The sequence below is a fragment of the Nonomuraea sp. B208 genome, assembly GCF_057536035.1.
Genome location: NZ_BAAJOU010000014.1, coordinates 247,727 through 268,810, shown reverse-complemented (window position 1 = coordinate 268,810; position 21,084 = coordinate 247,727). Strand labels below are relative to the sequence as shown.

Annotated in this window: 19 protein-coding genes and 6 pseudogenes; 16 read left to right on the top strand and 9 right to left on the bottom strand. The window is 68.9% G+C overall.

The window, feature by feature from the left end; all coding sequences use genetic code 11:
* Positions 1–95: 95 nt before the first annotated feature.
* Positions 96–1,190, bottom strand: coding sequence for a tyrosine-type recombinase/integrase (locus AC27IY_RS11855; RefSeq protein ID WP_487177960.1), 1,095 nt, complete (start codon positions 1,188–1,190; stop codon positions 96–98).
* Positions 1,191–1,938: 748 nt separating this feature from the next.
* Here AC27IY_RS11855 and AC27IY_RS11850 point away from each other — a divergent pair.
* From AC27IY_RS11850 to AC27IY_RS11835, 4 genes are all read left to right on the top strand, one after another.
* The gene (locus AC27IY_RS11850; protein ID WP_487177959.1) at positions 1,939–2,724 is read left to right on the top strand and encodes a hypothetical protein; all 786 of its coding nucleotides are present in this window, start codon (positions 1,939–1,941) and stop codon (positions 2,722–2,724) included.
* Between the two features lie 603 nt (positions 2,725–3,327).
* Positions 3,328–3,627, top strand: coding sequence for a hypothetical protein (locus tag AC27IY_RS11845; RefSeq protein ID WP_449958638.1), 300 nt, complete (start codon positions 3,328–3,330; stop codon positions 3,625–3,627).
* A 223-nt stretch (positions 3,628–3,850) separates the two neighbouring features.
* Entirely contained in the window at positions 3,851–4,396 is a 546-nt protein-coding gene (locus tag AC27IY_RS11840) for an RNA polymerase sigma factor (RefSeq protein ID WP_449958636.1), read from the top strand.
* A gap of 68 nt (positions 4,397–4,464) precedes the next feature.
* Positions 4,465–5,178 carry a hypothetical protein gene (locus AC27IY_RS11835; RefSeq protein WP_487177958.1) on the top strand — a complete coding sequence of 238 codons (714 nt, stop codon included), beginning with the start codon at positions 4,465–4,467 and terminating at the stop codon, positions 5,176–5,178.
* A gap of 152 nt (positions 5,179–5,330) precedes the next feature.
* Here AC27IY_RS11835 and AC27IY_RS11830 read toward each other — a convergent pair whose 3' ends face one another.
* The gene (locus tag AC27IY_RS11830; RefSeq protein ID WP_487177957.1) at positions 5,331–5,768 is read right to left on the bottom strand and encodes a glycoside hydrolase family 2 TIM barrel-domain containing protein; all 438 of its coding nucleotides are present in this window, start codon (positions 5,766–5,768) and stop codon (positions 5,331–5,333) included.
* A gap of 60 nt (positions 5,769–5,828) precedes the next feature.
* On the opposite strand from AC27IY_RS11830, the gene AC27IY_RS11825 reads away from it, so the two are divergent.
* From AC27IY_RS11825 to AC27IY_RS11800, 6 genes and pseudogenes are all read left to right on the top strand, one after another.
* Entirely contained in the window at positions 5,829–6,263 is a 435-nt protein-coding gene (locus AC27IY_RS11825) for a hypothetical protein (RefSeq protein ID WP_487177956.1), read from the top strand.
* Positions 6,264–6,300: 37 nt separating this feature from the next.
* Positions 6,301–6,633: a hypothetical protein gene (locus tag AC27IY_RS11820; protein ID WP_449958658.1), complete on the top strand. Its 333-nt coding sequence runs from the start codon at positions 6,301–6,303 to the stop codon at positions 6,631–6,633.
* A gap of 12 nt (positions 6,634–6,645) precedes the next feature.
* Positions 6,646–7,760 (top strand): annotated as a pseudogene (locus AC27IY_RS11815) (IS630 family transposase).
* Positions 7,761–7,870: 110 nt separating this feature from the next.
* A protein-coding gene (locus AC27IY_RS11810) for an IS5 family transposase (protein WP_487177955.1) occupies positions 7,871–8,685 on the top strand; the annotation gives its coding sequence in 2 pieces (ribosomal slippage) (positions 7,871–8,228 and positions 8,228–8,685; 816 coding nt in all).
* Positions 8,686–8,951: 266 nt separating this feature from the next.
* Entirely contained in the window at positions 8,952–9,833 is an 882-nt protein-coding gene (locus tag AC27IY_RS11805; protein WP_487177954.1) for an NAD(P)-dependent oxidoreductase, read from the top strand.
* A 378-nt stretch (positions 9,834–10,211) separates the two neighbouring features.
* Positions 10,212–10,556, top strand: coding sequence for a hypothetical protein (locus AC27IY_RS11800; protein WP_449958655.1), 345 nt, complete (start codon positions 10,212–10,214; stop codon positions 10,554–10,556).
* Between the two features lie 46 nt (positions 10,557–10,602).
* Here the strand turns inward: AC27IY_RS11800 and AC27IY_RS11795 are convergent.
* Together AC27IY_RS11795 and AC27IY_RS11790 are read right to left on the bottom strand one after the other, a co-directional pair.
* A pseudogene (locus tag AC27IY_RS11795) lies at positions 10,603–10,773 on the bottom strand (transposase); the annotation flags it as partial.
* A gap of 68 nt (positions 10,774–10,841) precedes the next feature.
* Entirely contained in the window at positions 10,842–11,903 is a 1,062-nt protein-coding gene (locus AC27IY_RS11790) for a serine hydrolase domain-containing protein (RefSeq protein WP_487177953.1), read from the bottom strand.
* A gap of 378 nt (positions 11,904–12,281) precedes the next feature.
* On the opposite strand from AC27IY_RS11790, the pseudogene AC27IY_RS11785 reads away from it, so the two are divergent.
* The 6 genes and pseudogenes from AC27IY_RS11785 to AC27IY_RS11760 all read left to right on the top strand — a co-directional run.
* Positions 12,282–12,993: pseudogene (locus AC27IY_RS11785) on the top strand (transposase); the annotation flags it as partial.
* Between the two features lie 280 nt (positions 12,994–13,273).
* Positions 13,274–13,561: pseudogene (locus AC27IY_RS11780) on the top strand (transposase); the annotation flags it as partial.
* A 211-nt stretch (positions 13,562–13,772) separates the two neighbouring features.
* A complete protein-coding gene (locus tag AC27IY_RS11775; protein ID WP_449958622.1) occupies positions 13,773–14,399 on the top strand; it encodes a TetR/AcrR family transcriptional regulator in 627 nt (208 codons plus the stop codon).
* Positions 14,396–15,286: an ABC transporter ATP-binding protein gene (locus AC27IY_RS11770; protein WP_487177952.1), complete on the top strand. Its 891-nt coding sequence runs from the start codon at positions 14,396–14,398 to the stop codon at positions 15,284–15,286. Before AC27IY_RS11775 ends, AC27IY_RS11770 begins: the two co-directional genes overlap by 4 nt.
* The gene (locus AC27IY_RS11765; protein WP_487177951.1) at positions 15,283–16,866 is read left to right on the top strand and encodes an ABC transporter permease; all 1,584 of its coding nucleotides are present in this window, start codon (positions 15,283–15,285) and stop codon (positions 16,864–16,866) included. The genes AC27IY_RS11770 and AC27IY_RS11765 overlap by 4 nt, the downstream gene beginning before the upstream one ends.
* Before the next feature lie 21 nt (positions 16,867–16,887).
* Positions 16,888–17,013, top strand: coding sequence for a hypothetical protein (locus AC27IY_RS11760; protein WP_487178046.1), 126 nt, complete (start codon positions 16,888–16,890; stop codon positions 17,011–17,013).
* Positions 17,014–17,087: 74 nt separating this feature from the next.
* Here AC27IY_RS11760 and AC27IY_RS11755 read toward each other — a convergent pair.
* From AC27IY_RS11755 to AC27IY_RS11735, 5 genes and pseudogenes are all read right to left on the bottom strand, one after another.
* A pseudogene (locus AC27IY_RS11755) lies at positions 17,088–17,600 on the bottom strand (class IV adenylate cyclase); the annotation flags it as partial.
* A gap of 849 nt (positions 17,601–18,449) precedes the next feature.
* Complete coding sequence (locus tag AC27IY_RS11750; RefSeq protein WP_487178041.1) at positions 18,450–19,016, bottom strand: maleylpyruvate isomerase family mycothiol-dependent enzyme; 567 nt, start codon at positions 19,014–19,016, stop codon at positions 18,450–18,452.
* A 27-nt stretch (positions 19,017–19,043) separates the two neighbouring features.
* Positions 19,044–19,343 (bottom strand): annotated as a pseudogene (locus AC27IY_RS11745) (IS256 family transposase); the annotation flags it as partial.
* 176 nt (positions 19,344–19,519) lie between these two features.
* Positions 19,520–20,122 carry an isochorismatase family protein gene (locus tag AC27IY_RS11740; protein WP_487177950.1) on the bottom strand — a complete coding sequence of 201 codons (603 nt, stop codon included), beginning with the start codon at positions 20,120–20,122 and terminating at the stop codon, positions 19,520–19,522.
* A gap of 44 nt (positions 20,123–20,166) precedes the next feature.
* Positions 20,167–21,045, bottom strand: coding sequence for an MBL fold metallo-hydrolase (locus tag AC27IY_RS11735; protein WP_487177949.1), 879 nt, complete (start codon positions 21,043–21,045; stop codon positions 20,167–20,169).
* Positions 21,046–21,084: the final 39 nt, after the last annotated feature.

The window sequence follows — 21,084 nt, the reverse complement described above, 5'->3', positions numbered from 1 at the left end:
GTAGCGCTTACCGGGGTAGCTGACCGGCGGCACCTCGTGAAGCGCTACGACCGGGACAGCTCGCGGGCCGATGCCGGGCCTGGTGCCGGTCCTTGTCATGGTGCGGCGGGAGGCCGATGGTCAGCGGGTGTCTCGGGCAGTAGGGGCGCGACGGTGGGGGTGCGGAGTCGTTCGACGGCGTCGCGGGCTTCTTCGTCGGGGCGTACGTCGTAGCCGAGGGTGGTGCTGGGGCTGGCGTGGCCGGCCAGGCGGGCGGTCATGATCGCGTCGGCCTGCGGCAGGAGGTTGGAGATGAAGGTGCGGCGCAGGTCGTGGGGCCGGACCGGGGTGGTGGCGGCCTGTTCGGTGCGTTTGGTGAGGATGTCGCGTACGGCCTGGGGGTTCATCTGCCAGGGGCGGCCGTCGGGGGTGGTGCGTACGGTGCCGCCGCGGGTCAGGCGCGGGAACAGCGGGCCGCGGTGGGTGCCGCGGCGGGCGAGCCAGGCCTCCAGGCGGCGGGCGGCGAAGGTGTTGACCGGGATGCGGCGTTGTTTGTCGCCCTTGCCGATGACGGTGAGCATGCGACGGGCCCGGTCGTAGTCGGCGTACTGCAGGGCGACCAGCTCGGCGCGGCGCAGGCCGCACGCGTCCAGCACGGCGATGACGGCCGCGTCGCGCAGCCCGGCGCCGGTGACGACGCCGGCGGGTGAGAGGTCGGCGTCGCAGGCGGCGATGAGCGCGCCGATGACGGTGTCCGGGACGTGCTGGCCGGCCGGCTCGCGGTGGCCGGTGAAGGGGGCCAGGGCGACGGCCCGCTGATGGTCGTCGGTGCTGAGCAGGCCGAGTTTCCACGCCTCCTTGAGCACGCCGCGCAACGCGGCCAGGTGTTTGTTGCGGTAGGCGGGCGACCAGTCCATCTGGTCGATCTGCTCACGGATCCAGGCGGTGTGCTCGTAGCGCAGGTGGTGCCAGGGCTGGCCCTGGCCGGTGACGGTGGCGTCGTCGAGCGGGTCGCCGGTCAGCATGCGGGTGATGTGGTCCAGGCAGATCCGCATGGCGCGGCGGGAGTCGGCGCTGCCCAGGCGTCCCAGGTAAAGCAGGTACGGATCGCGGGCGGGCGCGATCGCCACGGCGGCGACAGGCGCCAGTCCGGCGGCGGAGGAGGGGAAGGCGGTCGCGGGGAGCGGGCGGGATCCCGCCTCGGGAACCACGGCAGGGTCGGTCCGAAGAGCAACCCTAGCAGAGATGATCTTTGAGAATTGCCCTTCTCAGTGATCGTTAAGAATACGCCTAAGCGATATGCGGAACGTAGATTGCTGCGGCATGTGCTAATGCTAATTATCCACGTGAGCGAGACCAGCGCAGATCCGGGCCAGCACCAGGACCGCCCCTACGCTTTCTCCTCCCGGAAAGCGCCAGGTCGGGCAGGTGCGGTTTCTGCCGACGTCCGAAGCCTCAGCTCCTGCCGGAAGACCACGACCCGGATCGCGCCATGCGTCTGCCACGCGAACCCGGGCCTCGCCTCATCAGCACAGGCGTCGATAGCTGGCACGAGACACCGTGATCAATGACCTGGACAAGCCCTCGCCGCAGCCCGACGGGCGCACACCGCGCGCCGGTCGGGGGCAGAGCCCGGTGCTGGCCCTGGACGTCGACGGAGTGCCGCCGCCCCGCAGCGGGCGCAACGACAGGAGCAGGCGGCGGGCCTCTACGGCATGGTGCCCAGCTGGGTCATCGACGAGGCCAGGCAGATGCTCGCCCTGGTCAATCGGGTGCGCGCCGCATCCGGGCGGCAGCCCGCCACGCTGGAACAGGGCCGCCGCTGGTCACAGACCTGGACGAGCTGTTGGAACGGCGCGCCGCCCAGCTCGCCGCGCTGGGACTCGATACGGCCGTGCGAACCGGGACCGACGCGCCAGCGACAGGCTGCATGACGGAGCGACCCGCTGGGCCTCGGGCATGACCGGCAAGCAGCCGGGCGAGCGGATCGACGTGCTCGTCCCCACCGCGCTGTGGCGGCCCGGCCCGGCCGGCCCGCGCCCCGGCACCGCTGACACCACGGCGGGTGCCTCGGGTACTCCCGCCACGCAGGCGGGCGTCAGCGGCCGGGGGAGCGGGGGAATGCACGGCGTGGCCGGGCGGCAACCGCCACTCCCGGCGTCGCCCGCATCGCCGCTGCCGCCGCCACGTCCGCTGGTGGACTCGGTCGGCGACATCGCCGGGCTGCGGCCGCGTCGCCGGTGGCGGGACGGCGGCGAGGTGCCCGGCGTCGACGTCGACCTCATCGACGCGCTGCCCCGCCACGACGACCCGGCGACCGGGCAGCAAGCCAGCTGGCCGACGGCGGCCGCGTGGCTCCGCGCGGGCCGGACCGCGGCCACCCGACGCCCCCGGCTGGCCGATCTGAGCATGTTCGTGCGCTGGTGGGCGGCCACCGCGCCCGGCGCCGGGCTGTGGCAGGTCACCGAGGACGTCCTGGTCGCCTACGCCGACGAGCTCGGCACCGGCACCGGCCGGGCGGCGGAGCTCACCCGGCGCGGGCGCGCGCTGGCCGACGCCACGGTGAAGCGGCACATCTTCGAGCAGCATCACCGCCGCGGCGTCGGCCGGATGGCGCTCGTGATCCGCTATGCGCCGCGCAGCAGTGCGCCGGCTTCGTCCAGGGTCCAGGGCGCTCTGGCCGCGGTCGTAGCGCTGGGTGGTGACCGGGGAGGCGTGCCCGAGCAGTTCCTGGACGTCTTCTAACGGGACGCCGACGGCCCGCAGCAAGGGTAGCCGCGGTGGCGCGGAGCATGTGCGGGGGCACGGTCATGCCGCCTACCGGCTCACGGACCTGCTCATCCAGCAGTCCGCTCCCGGACCGACCGAGATGGGCCAGCCGGCGGGCTCCGGCACGCGAGCCACCGAGGCCCATGTTGCCGCCGCTGATGCGCAGCCCAACCCCCAGCAGGGCCACCGGCTGACATGCCCCCGTTGCACGAGCTGTTCTTCCAGCGTGTCTAAGGCGATGAGCCGGTAGACCGTCACGGGGCGTGTCTGGCCGATACGGTGAGCACGGCCGGTGGCCCTGCCATCCGGTGCTGAGTTTGTTCTGTGGTTCGAGGATGACCACCACCGACGCGCTGAAAAGGTTCAGGCCCTGACCGCCGACGATGATCTATGCGATGAGAGCGGCGAAGCTGGGTGCGCGCTCGAAATCGTCGATCTGCTGGGGCCTTCGGCTGTGCAGGATGTCTCCATGCAGTACGGAGCAGTCAGTGCCCAGCACCGTTTGGGCCGGGGTGAGCGCGGTCACGGAAGTAGCTGAAGACGAGAAGTGGTCACCACAACGACCTCAGGATCATGCTCATGGGCACCTTGAGCACGATGGCCTTCGCCCAGGAGCGTCCAGAGACGCTGCGCATCGGGCGGCGGGGGACGGTCACGGTCGTCTCACGCGGTCCTGGACCGCTGTCGATCGTGCCCGCCGGGCACCCGATGGGCTACCAGGACGCCTTCAACGCGTTCGTCCGCGACGTCTACGCAGGCATCGCGGGGGAGCTGCCCGAGCGGGTGCCGACGTTCGACAACGGATCGCGGATGAACGTGGTCACCTCGGCCGTGCTGAGGTCGGCGGAGACGTCCGCCTGGGTGACGATCGGACGATGACGGGCCGGCCGTCCGCCAGTGGGGCGCGGATCGCGCTCTGCGGGGTGAGGCGCCGTAGTTGTAGGGCGGTGCGCGACAGCGGGTGCTCCAGTGCCTGGCTGCGCCTGGCCCTGTCGCGGCTGAAGGTCTCGATCTGAGGTGTCGTCGAATTAGGGCCTGAAACGCTTCTCGCCGCCCGATCCAAGTAGAGGTGTAAGGGCGAACGACGAAGGGAGCGAGGCCAGTGCGCCTCCACGAGGACCCCGCGGCCTTTGAGGCCTTCTATCGCCGCCACGTCGATGCCGTCATGAGATTCGTGGTCCGGCGGGTGAGCGATCCTCACCTCGCCGCCGACCTGACGGCGGACATCTTCCTGGCGGCCCTTGACTCGGCGCACACCTACGTGCCCGGCCGGGGTAGCGAGCTCGCTTGGCTCTACGGCATCGCACGCAATGTCGTATCCGCCCAGCACCGCAAGGCGGCCATCGAGGCGCGGGCGGCCAGCCGCGTCGCCGGCCGCCGGCTGATGGATGATGACGATCTCACCAGGATGGAGGAGCGGATCGACGCCGAGCGCCGGATGCGCAACGCCTTGGAGGCCATGCAGGGCCTTCCCGAAAGCGAACGCGCTGTGCTGGAGCTCGTCGCGATCGATCAGCTCACCGTCACCGAGGCCGCCAAGGCTTTAGGCATCAGGCACGTGACCGCACGCGTCAGACTGCACCGCGCCCGCCGCGCCCTCGAGAAGGTCGTCTCGCTGTCGGCCGTGTACCAGGAAGGACGGATATGACCAACTTCGAAGATCGCCTTCTGAGTGCACTCAAGGACGAGATCACGACGAGAAAGGCAGAAGATCAAATGACAACTGTGATACCCGTACGACGCATCCGGCGCATCCTGGGACTGTCCGCCGTGGTGGCGGGGGCCGCGGCGGCCGCCACAGCCGTGGTGATGCTGACCGGCGTGACCGCCAGCGCGGCGTACGCGGTCTCGAAGGGCTCGGACGGCACTGTCGAGGTGCAGATCAACTCGTTCGTCGACCCCGACGGCCTGGAGTCCGAGCTGGCCGAGGCCGGGGTCAAGTCGGTGGTGGACTACCTGCCCGCAGGCCAGACCTGCAAGCAGCCCCGGGGCGAGAACGGGGCCGCGGACGGGAAGTTCGCCGTGGGCATCAGCAAGGCGGGTGACGGGATCGCCTTCGAGATCAAGGAGGGGAAGGTCCCCGAGGGGTCCACGCTGGTGCTGGCCGTCACGAAGAGCGTGGACGGCGACTCCGCGCCGCCGTCCACGGTCTCTCTCCAGGTGGTCAAGGGGACGGTCGCGCCCTGCGAGCCCACGTCCGCGCCCACGATCCCGCCCGCTGACGACGAGACCGGCGGAACCACGGACAAGCAGGACAACGGTCCCACCCTCAACGAGAGTACGGAGGAGGGACAGGGCGTCACCAAATCCGCGCCCGCGACCCCGCCCCTTGACAACGAAACCGGCGGAACCACGGACAAGCAGGACAACGGTCCCACTCTCGACCAGGGTACGGAGGAGGGACAGGGCGTCACCAACAAGAACGACTGACCGCCTCAATCCGAACGGCTCCTCACCCACAGGACCGTGACTCCTCACCGATAGACCGCTGGTCCGGCGACCTCCCGCCGGAAGAAAGCGGCCCGCCCGGCGGCCCCTCCCGAGTAGCGGGGGGCCGCCGGGCCTCCCGTCGTCACGATACGTCATGGTCCCGTTACGGTCGATTGAGGCCACCCGGAGAAGACCAGGACGGACACGGGAAATCCGTGCACATGGTCATGCCCGGCTACCGGCCCTACTCGCCGGCCGCGAAGAACCCCGCCACCCCGATGGGCTCCAGCGTGTCCCGCAGTACGACCGTTGAACCGCTTCAAAAGCGACAGTTCGGCCAGCATGGTGGTGTGCGACATCACCCGCCCGGTGCGCGGGTCCACATCATGGCGGTTGACGCTCTGGATCAGCACACGGCGACCGTTGACGAGCAGGTCGCGGCCCTCGACGCGGACGCGGCGGAAGCCGATCCGGGTCTCGATCCGGTCGGTGGTGCGATCGTCGGGGCTGACCAGTTTGACGACGAGGGTCTTCAGGTACGGCGCCTCCGCGTACCACGGGGTGACGGCCAGGTCATCGAGCCGGAACACCGCGGTGCCGGCCCCGGGCACCTTCTGGGCCCGGCTCCGGACGGGACTCCGCGGGAAGGCGTGCTGGCCGACAAGACCTGGTTCGACGCCTTCTTCCCCCCGACCTCCGTCAGCCGCGGCAAACCATCGCCTTCTCGCCAGGACTCGGCGTCACAAGGCGCCGGAGACACCTCCGATCACCACGACGAGGGAAACGGCGACGGGAACAAGGAGGTCCACGAGGACATCGTCGAAGACGCGCCCACCCGCGTGACGCGTCTGCGCGATGAGCTGTCTCAGCGGCTGAAGGAGAGCCAGGACGGGATCAAAGCCACCACCAAAGATCTCCAGGCGCTGGTGGAGTTCATCCACGAGGCCGTGGCCGCTCGCCAGGAGGCTGCTGCGCCTGAGCAGCCCAGCCAGGTGCAAAAGGCTTACGCCGAAGAGCTGATCGCCGCCCGGAAGCAGATCACCTCCCTTCTGGACCAGGCCGTCGCGGCGGTGATGGAGTTGTGAGAGGCGACTCTGCCGGGAGCCCGTGCCGGGGGCGCTGGTGACCCTGCAGGTGCTGGCACGGGTTTGGACCGCGCTGGGTCCGCTCGCGGAGGGGGAATGGCCCGAGTCATACAGCCTCGATGCTGCGCAACGGCACCACAGCCTCCGCGCGCTGGACGACGTGCTGGCTGGCCTGTACCTGGCCGTCGATGCCGACGGCATGCTGCACTGGCTCGGCAAAGCCCACCGCGACGGCGGCGCCGCAGCTCGCCTACGCGAGCACCTGACGCATCCGGAACGCGCCCGGGTCCACGCCGCGGCCTACGTCGTAGGCGCTGACCCCTTCAGCAAACCCCTTGACGATCAAGCGAGATCTTCAGGGCATTCCTAGTCTCCTGAGTCTATGGTTATGGGGCGTCCGGGACCGAAGGTGGAGCCGCTGCATCTGACCGAGAGCGAGCGGGCTGAGCTTGAGCGGTGGGTACGGCGGCGTAAGGGCGCTCAGGACATGGCGTCACGGCCCGGCTGATCCTGGCGTGTGATGCGATCGGCGAGGACGGCGTGCCTGTGTCCACCAAGGTGGTGGCCGGGGAGGTCGGGGTATCGCGCGAGACGGTCTCGAAGTGGCGTCGGCGCTTCCTGGCTGATCGGCTGATGGGTCTGGCGGATGAGCCGCGTCCAGGCCGGCCGCGGACGGTGAGCGATGAGCAGGTGGCGGAGCTGATCGCGCGCACCTTGGAGTCCAAGCCCGCCAACGCCACGCACTGGTCGACGCGCTCGATGGCCAAGCAGGTGGGCCTGTCGCAGTCGACGGTGTCGCGCGTCTGGCGGGCGTTCGGCCTGCAGCCGCATCGGTCGGAGACGTTCAAGCTGTCAGCCGATCCCTTCTTCGTGGAGAAAGTGCATGACGTGGTCGGTCTGTATCTGGATCCGCCAGAGCGGGCGCTGGTCTTATGCGTCGATGAGAAGTCGCAGATCCAAGCGCTGGATCGCTCGCAGCCGGTATTGCCGATGATGCCGGGTGTGCCCGAGCGGGCCACCCATGACTATGTCCGGGCCGGCACCACCACGTTGTTCGCTGCTCTGGACGTGATCTCGGGCAAGGTGATCGGCTCCCGGCACCGCAGGCATCGCGCGGTGGAGTTCAAAAAATTCCTGATCAAGGTGGACAAGGAGGTCCCGGCCGAGCTCGATGTCCACCTGATCTGCGACAACTACGCCACGCACAAGACGCCTGCGATCAAACGCTGGCTGCTGGCACACCCGCGCTTCCATCTGTACTTCACCCCGACCGGCTCGTCCTGGCTCAACCTGGTGGAACGCTGGTTCGCCGAACTGCCGACCAAACAGCTACGACGCGGCGTGCACAAGACGGTGCAGGCGTTGGAGAAGGACATTCGTACCTGGATCGCCTCCTGGAACGAGGACCCCAAGCCCTTCATCTGGACCAAGACCGCCGCAGAGATCCTCGACGCTCTCGCCCCATATTGTCGGCGAATTACCGACTCAGGACACTAGGAGCTGTTTGAAGGTCGATCATGTGGTTGAGGTGAGGAGTCTTAGAGCGCCTAACAGAATGATCTACGTTGTGCTTTGATCTCTCGCTGTAGCAGGCGAGAGGAGCGCGGATGGCCAAGCTGAAGCCGTGGGAGGTCAGCGACGAGCTGTGGGCGGTGATCGAGCCGCTGCTGCCCCAGCGTCAGCCCAGGTTCCGCCATCCTGGGCGCAAGCGGCTGGATGACCGGCTGGCGTTGCAGGGCATCTTGTTCGTGCTGCACACCGGGATCGCCTGGGAGCACCTGCCGCAGGAGCTCGGCTATGGCTCAGGCATGACGTGCTGGCGGCGGCTGGCCGAGTGGAACAAGGCCGGCGTCTGGCAGCGGCTGCACCAGGTCCTGCTCGACCGGCTACGGGCCGCCGACGCACTCGACTTCTCCCGGGCCGCAGTGGACTCCTCGCAGATCAGAGCGTTAAAAGGGGGGCGCAGACCGGCCCGTCCCCGGTCGACCGAGGGCGGGCCGGCAGCAAGCACCACCTGATCACTGACGCCACCGGCATCCCGCTGGCCGTGATCTTGACCGGCGGCCACCGCAACGACGTCACCCAGCTACGCCCGCTGCTGGACGCTATCCCGAAGGTCCGCGGCAAGCGCGGCCGACCCCGCCAGCGTCCCGACGTCGTGCTCGCCGACCGCGGCTACGACCACGACAAGTACCGCCGTCTGGTACGCGAGCTGCAGATCCGCCCGCTGATCGCCCGCCGCGGCACCGAACACGGCTCCGGCCTGGGCAAACAACGCTGGGTCGTGGAACAGGCCTTCGCCCTGCTGCACGCCTTCCGCCGCCTGCGCATCCGCTGGGAGATCCGCGCCGACATCCACGAGGCCTTCCTCAAACTGGCCTGCGCACTCATCTGCTGGCGACGCCTGACCTCATTGCGTTAGGAGCTCTTAACCACAGGATCGAGCCCCGAAGATACAGCCCGGCCTCCTGGCTTTGCGGGGCCTTGTCGTAGCGGGTCGCCAGTCCCTCCGGCGACGGAACCCAACAGCACCTGGCCGATTTCTCCCACGCATGCCAGCATCCGGCGCGTCGAGGGTGTAACACATTGGCGGCGGGCCACCGATCCAGTCGGTCATGGTTAACACGGACAAACGATTGCAAATCACACCTTGACCTCAAGTAAGGTTGATATTGCAAGATCATCTTCATGACGGAACCCAAGACCTCTGACCATCAGATTGCCGTGATCGGCGCGGGTGCCATCGGCAGTGCGGCAGCACGTCGCATCCTCGCCCATGGTCACGACGTGGTGGTGTGGAACCGTACACCGAGCCGTCTCGACCCATTGGCCGCCGCCGGGGCGCGGCCGGCGGGGTCGGTGAGAGAGGCGGTGTCCTCTGCCACGCTGGCCCTTTTCACCCTCACCGACTACGTCGCCGTGCAGCAGTGCCTCGCCGAGCTGGATGGAGACCTGTCCGGACGAACCATTGTCGCGATGTGCACCGGAACCCCTGAGGACGCGGAACGCGCCGCCCAGTGGGTGACCGCCCTGGGAGCGTCCTACCTCGATGCGGGGATCCAGACCTCGCCGGAGATGATCGGCACCGACGCGGCGACCATCCTCTACGGCGGCTCACGATCGGCGTTTGAGCGACACCGCGCGCTCCTGGGCCTGCTGAGCACACCGTACTTCGTGGGAGAGGCACCACAAGCGGCCGCCATCTGGGATCTCACTCTCTTCGGCCTCTGGTACGACGCCCAACTCGGCCTGCTGAGAGCCCTCGACACCGTGCGGGCGGCAGGCATCGACGTCGCCGAGTTCACCGACACCGCAGTCAAGCAACTCGGACACGTGGTCACCGGAGCCCCTGGCACCGCCTCCGAACTGCTGAATGCCACCTATCCGGCAGGGCCCGCCACCCTCGCCGAGCACCTCACCGTCATCCGCCACCTCACCCGGCTGCGGGACGGCCAAACGCTCGGCGACGGCGGACTGCCGACGGTGGCAGCCAGAATAGAAACGCTCATCGCACAGCGTCGTGAAGGCGAAGGCCTGACCGCTACGATCGCTGCTGAACAAGGTCTTTAGCGCCTCCGTAAAAATCGCAAGGAGGAATCGAGACACCCTCCAACTCTGCTTTTGACCTCTGAAGCGGGCGTTCGGCCTGCTTCGGGTTGCAGTGGACCGTCCACTGCATGAATGCGGGCATCTGTGGCGCGTCTCGGCATGTTTGCGCGTTTCTCCGCTACCGACCGTTACCCATGCAGGCCAGAACGACGTGTAGTCGCTCGGCTGAAGAACAGGGCGGCCGTTGACGTCGACCTGTGCGGCAGGTCGAGGGCCACCGTCTCACCGTGGATCTGACGGATTCCGGAAGGCGGTGGCCCGATGCTCAGAATGGCGCGGCGGCCTGATCGACCGCAGGCATTGATGCTCTCGCCTGCCCCACTCAGCGAGGCGGCACGCATGTACCCGGTGACCTCGCTGGTGCAGTTGTCGCTGGAGCCTGAGTTTCGTCGTGGCCATGGCGCGTTGTACGACGCGCTGGCGGTCGGCGGCATCGATGCCGAGGCGCTGACGGACCTGCTGGTGGACTTCCTGCCGTCGGCCGGCTCGCCTCGCAGGCCGCGGCTGGCCCACGACGCGAGCGTCATCGCTGGCGAAAGCGATCACGCCGGCGACCTGCAGGCGCTGGCCGACGCGCTGGCAGTGCTGCCGGCCGAGCAGGCGCGGGCACGGCGGAGGCATGCCTGCCACGCGGGTGCCCGCGGGCCGCGGCCTCAGCGATCATCGCCTGCATCAGCCGCTTGAACATCCCGCTTACCGCCCACGAGCGGAACCGGTCATTTTCCGTGGACCAGGGCCCGTACTCGGCAGCGGGCAGGTCCCGCCACGGGCTGCCGGTCCGAAACCGCCACATCACCGCGTTTGACTGTTGCCGCAGATCCGGGATCGGGCCTCGCTCGCCCAGCGGCAAGTGAGGCTCGATCAAGGACCACTCCTCATCGGTCAGGTCTCCACGCGCCATGGCGAAGGACTACCAGGAGCGCAGATTGGAGCGCAGGCAATCTCTGCGATCTCAACTCCGTACAGGCTCTAGCTCGCCGGGCAGAACACCGCCTTGACGGACTGTGAGACGGCTCGCATGGCCGCCTCCCGTTCCGGTTCTCGGCCTGCCACCGTCGTGGAGACGGCGTACTGCAGGCGGCCGTCGGAGGAGGTGTAGGTGGTGGCGGAGAAGCCGGGTGCGGCGCCGCCGTGTCCTGGGAGCAGTTCGGGGTTGCCCGCGCAGGGGCCGCCCGCCGGCAGCGGCTCCTGGCCGGGCGGCGGGTCCGTGATGACCTTCTGCAGGTCCGCGGGCAGCAGGTTGCCCTGCTGGAAGGCCTGCTGGAAGCGACTGACGTCGCGTGCGGTGGAGATCACGCCTCCGGCGGTGAGCAGGGTGCTGGCGTTGAGCCGGTCGACGTCGCGCAGCTTGCCGGTCTCGTCGGTCCAGTAGCCGTGTCCGTGGGGGCCCTTGATGCCCTGCGGCGGCTTGGTGGGCAGATAGCTGTCGGTCATCTTCAACGGGCCGAACAGGCGCCGGTCGAACTCGGCGGCCATGCTGTGGCCGGTCACCTTCTCGATCATCATGCCGAGCAGGAGGTAGTTGGTGTTGGAGTAGTTCCACGTACCGATCTCCACCGGCCGCTGCCTCTTGCGGGAGATCTCCAGCAACTGGGTGGGGGTGTAGCGAGTGGTGAAGTCGAACGGCGCGGCGGGCAGGTATTCCGGGACGCCGCTGGTCAGGGTGATGAGGTGGCGTACCGTGATGTCGGACGCGTATTCGACCAGGTCTTGCTCGGCCACCTGCGGCAGGACCTCGCTGAGCTTGTCGTCCAGGCTCAGCTTGCCCTCCCTGACCAGCTGCATCACGATGGTGGCGGTCATCTGCTTGGTCTGCGAGCCGATCCGGTAACGGGCATCGGACGGAATCTTCCCGCCCTTGCCATCGAGCAGGCGCGAGCCGGCCGAGCCCTTGCCGATGCGTTTGCCGTCGTAGTAAACCTCCCCGATGACGCCCACCACGCCGGGCGTCCGGGCCACCGTCTCCAGCGCCTTCTGTACGTCGGCGATCTTCGGTCGGCCTGCGCTTTCGGCCACGGTAGCCGTGGCCATCGCGGTACCGGGGAACACGGTGCTCAAGGCCAGGACGGCACAGGCCAAACCCGCCATGCGCGGAGCAGTAATTCGTATCACAATGAGTCCCTTCCTGTTGGACACGCCGGTGCGCTGGGCGGAGGCCCTGCGCGGAATCTGCCGGCGCCGAAATGTTCGGGGACCAGGTCTAGGGGGTCGGCCGTTTCTTCGGCGTTTCCACTGTCCAGACGAAGGACCTCGGGCATGGGAAGTGGGCGCAACATCATGATCTGACCTTCGAACAGGCCCTTGGAATGTCCTGAAGATGTTGGTGGGCTGGCCAGAGCGGGATCGGGGATTCAAGTGGGCCGTCGGAGGGCTCCGGCCGGGCCTGAGGTATGGGTGGTGTGCCGCGAGATGATCCCGGCCGGGAGCGTGTTCGCGTTCCTGGCTGAACACCGGCGGGTGTTGTTTCCGCCGGAGGCGTTCGCGGACATGTACGCGCCGGTCAACGGGCGTCCATCGGTGCCGCCGGGTCTGCTGGCCACGGTGGTGGTGCTGCAGGCGCTGCATGGGCTGTGGGATGAGGAGGCGGCCGGGGCGCTGCGGTTCGACCTGCGGTGGAAGGCCGCTTGCGGGCTTGGCCTGTATGACCAGGGGTTCGACCCGTCGCTGCTGACCTGCTTCCGGCGCCGGCTGGCCCGCTCGTCAGACCCGGACCGCATCTTCGGCATCGTCCGCGCCGTGGTGGCGGAGACCGGGGTGCTGGCGGGCCGGACGCGGCGGGCGCTGGATTCGGTGGTGCTGCTGGACGCGGTCGCCACCCAGGACACCATCACCCAGCTGATCGCCGCGATCCGCCGGGTGGCCCGCCAGGTGCCCGGCGCCGGCGCGATCGTGGCGGCGCACTGCCATGCGCACGATTACGCTGATCCGGGCAATCCGATGATCGCCCGATGCGCTCACCCTGCTCCACCACCTCAGCGGCCGGCCTATGGACAACACGGCCGAGCAGGCGCTCGGCTTGCTCGCCCTGATCGCCGGTCAAGACGTCGAGCCCGCCGACGGCTCGGATGGGACCGACGGACGGTGGCGGATCGCCCGCCGCACCGCACCCGATCGGATCATCCGCGACCATCCTGGACACCGCCGGCGTGCAACCCGCCGACAGCCACCCCCTGGACGGGCACGCCCTCCTGCCCTACTTCCTTGACGGAGCCCAAGCGCCGGACAACGCCCTGTTCTGGCGCACCAGCCGGGCCGGAGCACTGCGCATCGGACGCTGGAAATACCTACGCGCCAACAACGCCGAAACGCTGCGCGACGTGCCGGCCGACCCCCGAGAGCAAGCCAATCTGGCCAAACACCACCCCGACATACTCGACCAGATCCGCACGCGCTGGGAGCAGATCAACGCCGACCTGCTTTCCTACTTCGGCCGCATCGAGCCGCGTCGCGCCGCCGGTGCTTACGTACGCGGGTTGCTGACCGACATCGACCGCAAGAACTGCTGGAACCTGGCCGAACACCTCGGGCTCACCGGGCCGCAGGCGGTGCAGCGGCTCCTGCGCACCCTCGCTGGGACGCCGACGCCGTCCGCGATGACGTCCGCGATTTCATCGTTGACCGGCTCGGCCCCGGACGGCGTGCTGATCGCGGACGAGACCGGGGTTCGTCAAGGGGGATGCCGAGCAGGACGTGAGCCACGGCCAGAGTCAGTAACCCGGCATTGAGGTCGTTCGTCACACATCGATCCTCGGCACCCTTCGCCCTTCCTGCACTCCAGTGACTTAGGACTTAACTCGTCTACAGAGTCATCCGGCCCATCCGAGGCACGTCTGGGGGGCGAGTTCGCCGATAGGTTGAACACTTGCATGGTGACCAATACATTTGTATAGACTCTTGGACGTGCGACCAATCTCTGAAGAAGACCTGACGACCCGCGCCCGCATCCGGGACGCGGCAATGGCGTTGTTCGCCGAGCAGGGAGTCAAGGCCACCACCATCCGCGGGATCGCCGAGGCCGCCAAGGCCTCGCCCGGCCTGGTGCAGCACCACTTCGGCACCAAGGAAGAGCTGAGACAGGCTTGCGACGAGTACGTCGTCAGCTACCTGCGCGAGCAGGTCACCGTCGGCGTCACCGAGCACAATCTGGACAAGCCCGAATTCATCGAGAACGTCCACCGAACCGCGCCGCCCTTGATGAAATATCTGGGCCGCGCGCTGGTGGACGGTTCCCCCGCAGCCGCCGCCATGTTCGACGAACTCGTCAGCGTGACGGAGGAGCATCTCGCCGACGAAGACCGTTCCGAGGCCGATCATCGCGCCCGCGCGACCGTACTGACGGCGATGAAGCTGGGCATCACCGTGCTGCACGAGCACGTCTCCCGGGCCCTCGGCTCGGACCTCTACACCCCGCAAGGCGCGGTACGCGTCAGCAAGGCCCAGCTCGACCTGATCAGACCGGAATTCCTCGGCCGCGAACTGTTCAACCAAGCGCGGACGGGCCTGGAGAAGCTCGAGGGACAGCAATGAACGCCGCAGTGCACGCGGACGGTCTGGTCAAGACCTTCGGCCAGGCCAGGGCCCTGGACGGGCTCGACCTCACCGTCAAGACGGGCGAGGTGCACGGCTTCCTGGGCCCCAACGGCGCGGGCAAGACCACCACCATCCGCATCCTGCTCGGCCAGATGCGCGCCGACAGCGGCCAGGTCGCGTTACTCGGCGGCGACCCCTGGCGCGACGCCACCGAGCTGCACCGGCGCCTGGCCTACGTGCCGGGCGACGTCACCCTGTGGCCCTCGCTCACTGGCGGCGAGGTCATCGACCTGCTGGGCAGGGTACGCGGCGGCCTCGACCCGGAACGCCGCACCGAGCTGCTCGAACGCTTCGAGCTCGACCCGCGCAAGAAGTGCCGTACCTACTCCAAGGGCAACCGGCAGAAGGTCGCGCTGGTGGCCGCTCTCGCCTCCGACGTCGAACTGCTGATCCTGGACGAGCCGACCTCGGGCCTGGACCCGCTCATGGAGGCGGTCTTCAACGAGTGCGTCCTGCAGGAGAAGCGCGACGGCCGCACCGTGCTGCTGTCCAGCCACATCCTGTCGGAGGTGGAGACGCTCTGCGACCGCGTCAGCATCATCCGCGCCGGCCGTACCGTCGAGTCCGGCACCCTCGCCGACCTGCGCCATCTCACCCGCACCTCCGTCACCGCCGAGTTGATCGGACCGGCGCCCGGCCTGGCCGCCCTGCCCGGCGTGCACAACCTGACCGTGGACGGCGCCCGGCTGCGCTGCCAGGTCGACGGTGATGCGCTCACCTCGGTGCTCGCCGAGCTCGCCCGGGCAGGCGTACGTGCCCTGACCACCCAGCCGCCGACGCTGGAGGAGCTGTTCCTGCGCCACTACGAGGGAGCCGCCAGATGACCGGCACCATGACCGGCACGGGGACACTGATCCGGCTCATCCTGCGCAGGGACCGCGTGCTGCTGCCGGTGTGGATCGCGATCACCGCGCTGCTTCCGGCGAGCATCGCCTCCGCCACCACCGACCTGTACGCCGACCAGGCCGCCCGCGACTCCTTCGCGGCGGCCTCGGCGAGCAACCCCGCGCAGCTGGCCATGCGCGGCCCCATCTATGACGCGAGCGTCGGCGGCCTGACCGCATGGACGCTCGGCTCCTCTCTCGCGCTGTTCGGCGGGCTCATCAGCATCCTGCTGATGATCAGGCACACCCGCGTCGAGGAGGAGACCGGCCGGCGCGAACTGCTGGCCTCGGGTGTCATCGGCCGTCACGCCCCGCTGGCCGCCGCGCTCGCGGCCGTGCTGGCCGCCAACCTGCTCCTGGGCCTGCTGTCAGTGCCCGCCCTGGTCGCGGGCGGCCTGCCCGCGGGTTCCTCGCTGCTGTTCGGGCTGTCCACCGCCGCGGGCGGCTGGGCTTTCGCGGCCGTGGCCGCCATCACCGGGCAGCTCACCGCGTCCTCCGGTACGGCGCGCGGCATCGCGATCGCGGCCGGCGGCCTGCTGTTCGCGCTGCGCTCGCTGGCCGACACCGGCGGCATCGGCTGGCTGGCGTGGCTGACGCCGTTCGGCTGGGTCCGGCTGACCAAACCCTACGCCGGCGACCATTGGTGGGTGCTGGGGCTGATCGCGGCGCTCGTCACCGCGCTGGCGGCGGCCGCGTTCGCGCTGTTCACGCGGCGTGACCTGGCCGGCGGCCTGATTCCCGCCCGCCCCGGACCCGCCGAGGGAACGTTGCCGGGCGCGTTCGGCCTGGCCGCTCGCCTGCATCGCGGCACCCTGGCGGGCTTCACGATCGGTTTCGGAGCGCTGGGCGCCCTGCTCGGAGTGGCAGCGCGCGGGCTGAACACCCAGCTGGACACGCCGCAGTTCCGGGAGCTGGCCGCGACCCTCGGTGGCGCCGAGGCCCGGCTCTCGGATGTGTTCTTCACGTTCGTGATGTACGTGCTCAGCCAGCTCGTCGCGGGGGCCGCGCTGGTGTCGGCACTGCGCGCCCGTGGCGAGGAGGCGGCGGGCCGGGCCGATCTGCTTCTGTCCACCCCCGTCGGCCGGCTGCGCTGGGCGCTGAGCCACCTGGTGTTCGCCGTCATGAGCCCGGTGCTGCTCCTGACGGCGCTGGGCGCGGCAGCAGGGCTCACCTTCGACGGCGACGTGGCCCGCGTCACCGGGGCCACGCTGGCCTACCTGCCCGCGGTCTGGACCGTGGTCGGGATCGCGACGCTGCTGTTCGGCCTGCTGCCACGGCTGACGGCGGCCGCGAGCTGGACCGCGCTCGGCCTGTTCCTGCTCGTGGATCTGCTGGCGGAGTTCAAGCTGGCCACCGGGATCATCCTGGACCTTTCGCCGTTCGTGCACGTGCCGGCGACGCTCCTGGGCAGCGCCTCGTCACCGGTAGCGCCACTGCTGGGGCTGACCATCGTGGCCGTTGCCCTGGCCGCGGCGGGGCTGGCGTTCCTGCGCCGCCGCGATCTGACGCCCTCCGCCTGAAACAGCCCCGATGAGGCGCTGATGGCCGACCTCGATATGGTCCACGATGTCGAGTCCACCCACACGCTGACCACCGCAGCTGACGCTGTGGCGGCTGCGGCCAGGGTGGGGTGCGACCGCGGCGCGGAGCGCACCAGCGAGTCGTAGGTGTCGCTGGTGCGCTCCAGCTCCACCCCGAGCGACCGCGCCCACGCGTCGAGTTCGGCCTGCACCGCGGCGCCCGGCTCCTGCGCGCTCACGGTCCACTCGACCTCCATGAAGGCCCCGGCCGCCTCGACCTCGTCCACGCAGACGCGCAGCCCGTCGAGCACGGCGGTGCGCCGGGTCTTGACGATGCGCACGGTCGGCCGGAACCCCATCGTGGTGATGGCCTCGTGCATCTGCTCGCGGTCGGCGATCGGGGTCTCGTGCTCCAGGCACGCCTGCTCGTTGGCGAGGGGCTGCTTCACCGTGAACAGGTGACGGCCGTCCTGCGTCCGCAGCCGCGCGAACACGATCCCGATCTTGGGCTGCCCGTAGTCCCAGCCCGGCTGCGCATATGCCTGATCGTCCTGGTGGACCGGCGGCGACAAGGCCGCGCCCCGGGCGGCCAGAGCGCTCACCAGCGCGCCCAGGTCGAACACCCGGTACTTGACCTCGATCTCCTGCGCTGCACCACCGGTCACCAGGGCCTCCTGAGTCTGCTGTGACTCCGGGAGCCTATCGAGGAAGTTCCGAGGCCGAGGGGCGATCATGGAAGGGAGTACGGGGCCAAGCACAAGATCGTCTGCCGTGGGCCGGTGCCGGGAAGCACCGCGGCGACCTGGACGGCCTTCGTTCATGCTCCGTGCGGGCGGATCTGCCACCAGGCGGGAGCCGCCGGACGGCCACGGAATGATAGTGACGCTGCTGTCTGCCTGAGCGAAAGGCCCTGCTGGACCATCGGACAGGCACTACCGCCGGCGTTCCGGAAATCCGCAACCGCCTGAATCATTTCTCTGCGAGCGGATTTCCGAGTCGTGTCACCCTGAGTAAGGACATCGCCGCTCAAAAGAATGGGATCCGGTTGCTCAATCGATGGAGTATTGGTAGCGGAAATACCAGCCCGGCAGGAGCTTGTAGCCGGGCACGCCGCTTTCGGAGTAGAAGCAGGGAGAACTGTAGACGTCCGGCGGATCGTTCAGCGCGGCGCTGTATGCGTTGCAGGTGGTCTCGGCACTGAAGGGTCCCTAGTAAGCGACCCGGTACGTACGGCCTGCGGACGCGTCCGCGATCCCGCCGGATACCGCTAACATGCTGACGACGCCCATCGTCAACGCCGCCAGGCGCACTCGAGGTCCAGCCATTTTAATGCTCCTTTTCTTCATCCTGGACATGGCTGAGAACACAGGTCATTCTGACACGAATTACTCGGAGCGCATAGGCGCTAAGGCGCCGCCGGACCTGCGGCGTATAAACCGCAAATTCCGCCGGATGACCGGGTCGAACGGTGCTTGCCCATTCACCAGGTCCTGTGATCTGGTGTCAGGCGAGTGAGGGGAGGGGCGGTAGCCGGGTCCTGCCGCCGACCGCCGACCGATGATGGTCGCCCCCGAGGCCGGCGATCACCGTGTGGAACGCAGGTCCTCACGGGCGGCCGGGCGGCCGGTGGCGAGCGGGAGGAGGTCGGCCGCCGGGCCGCGCACCTCGCGCGGTCCCTCGCCCGCCGACCAGCCGGCATCCGTGGCGATCAACCGTGTGGTGCGCAGGAGCTCCCGGCCGCCGTAGAACTTGCCCGCCACCACGTGGTCGAGCGCCGCGACTGCCGCCGCGGCGGGCATGTCGCGCGTACGGCCCAGCGGGCGGGCCATGTCCTGACCGTGGACGAGCGCGTCGACCAGCGGGCCGAGCGGGCTCGCCCCCGGAGCGCGGCGTGCCGAGCCGGCCGTTTCGCGCAGTTGCGCGATGAGCTCGTGCGGTTGGAACCGGGCGGCCCGCTCCCGGGCGAGATCGGCGACCATGCGGTTGAAGTCGCCCCGGGCGCGGATCGCGCCCCTGATCGCCACGAACAGGGTGGTGCGAGTCGAGAGCGTCAGGTGGGCGGCCACGTCCCGCACCGTCCAGCCGTCACACAGCGAGGCGGCGTCCCACTCGTAGTCGTCCAGGTCTTCCAGGAAGGCGGCGAGGCTCAGGGCCCCAGTGCATAGGCGCAGGCGGCGAATTGCTCCGCTCGACGCTGCTGCGTGAGCTGCTGCCGCATCGACGCGCTTGTCGTTCACCCGCGGCGCCTTGACCTGCACCGGCCCGGCCGAGGCGGCTATCGTCCGCTCGGCGTGGAACCCGTTGCGCACCACCAGACGCCGGACGTCGGCGTCACGAGCGTCGGTCAGCTCGGCCAAGGAGGAGTTGACCTCGGCCTCCAACATCCGCCGCGCTCCCTCCCGGACAATCTCATCGATCGACGATCCGTTCGCCGTCGCGCCGCCAGCCTGACTACGTACGCCCCCGAGCCGATCCACAGGTTCTGAGCATTGCTCGGCCGCCCGCACGTGTCCCACCCCCTCTGTGAGATGGAACGGAATCCGGCGATCATCACTTCGGCAAGATGGCGATGACCTGAGTTTCACCGACCAGCGGGAAACCCGTCAACGCGGGATTCCGTTCCAGACCTCTCTGCTCCCCGGCCCGGCGGCTTTCAGCCCTTGAGGTCGTCCACCTTGAGGGCGACCGTGCCGAACAGGTCCGAGATCGTGGTCAGGCTCGCGATCTGCAGCGCCTGCGACGGCAGAACCTCCCCGTCCGGCGACCGCAGGGGGCGGGTCGCGGTGGCCTCGGCGACCACGGTCGGACGGTAGCCGAGGTTGAAGGCGCCCTGCGCGGTGAACATGACGCACATGTGCGTCATGAACCCGGCGATGATCAGCTCGCTCCCGACCCCGAGGCCCTGCAGCGTGTCCTCGAGATCGGTGCCGTGAAAGGCGTTCGGTGCCTGCTTGACGACCACCTTCTCACCCTCGATCGGGGCGACTTCGTCGATGATCGCGCCGATCTCGGCCCGGATGTCGTACGGCGTGCCCTCGCCACCGTCGTTCATGATGTGCACGACCGGCGCGCCGGCGGCACGGGCGGCGGCGAGCAGCCGGGCGCCGGCGGCCAGGGCCTCTTCGGCGCCTTCGAGCCGCATGACGCCGGTGAGGTAGGTGTTCTGGAAGTCGACCATGATGAGCGCTGCCTCGCTCAGCCGCGGCAGCTCGTTCGGCAGGGCCATCACGTCACGCAGGGCGGTGGACGCGGTCATGGGGGTTCCTTTCTGACTGATGGAGTGGATGCGCGGGCTGTGCCCTACGACAGGGTCTTCTCCCCGCCGGCCGGGCTCAGGTCGACCAGCTTCCCGGCGACGCCCCGCTCGCGGAACGCCTTGACCAGGGACTTCATGTCCTCGGAATAGATGTTCCACCCGTCGGTGTGCACCGCGACCACCTTGCGGGGGTTGAGGTACTGCGCCACCAGGGCCGCCCTCTTGGAGGTGAGGGTCAGCGGGACGTTGTCGAGAATCGCGGGCGTACGGGCGGCGCCGGCAAACAGGACGGCCGTGTCGATGCGTCCGAACTGCTTCTTGATGCGGTCACCGACCGCCTTGGCGACCTTCACCGAGGCGTTGTCGCCGGAGATGTACGTGGTGGGCACGCCCTTGCCGCTGAGCACGAACCCGGTAACCTCGCCGTCCTCGCCGCGGTCCACTCCGTCGGGGCCGTGGAGGGCGGGCACCGCGGTGACCTTGATGGTGCCGCGGGAGGTCTTCAGCTTCTGGGAGGTCCAGCTCTTCATGCCCGTCACGTGGTCGCCGAGCCGCTTCTCCGCACCCGGCGTGGAGAACACGACGGGCACGCGCTTGAGCAGTTCGCGGCCCGTGTCGTCCAGGTTGTCGTCGTGCTGGTCGTGGGAGAGCAGCACGGCGTCGATCCTGCCGATCTCGTCCACGTCCAACGCGGGGCCCTGGGTCTTCTCCAGCCCACTCGGGTACCTCTTGGGCTCGTCGAAGGTCGGGTCGAGCAGGATGCGCGAGCCGGCGATCTCCAGGATCGTGCTCGGCCCGCCGACGTGGGTCACCGTGAACGCGGCGGCGTAGTGCTTTTCCGCTGCTGCTGTTGCGCTACCCGTGACGGCGAGGGTCACGGTGGCGGTGGCCGCGACGGCGGCAGCGGCAGCGCGCAGGAACATCGAACGGTTCAAGGGAAATACCAGCTCTCTTGCGACGAA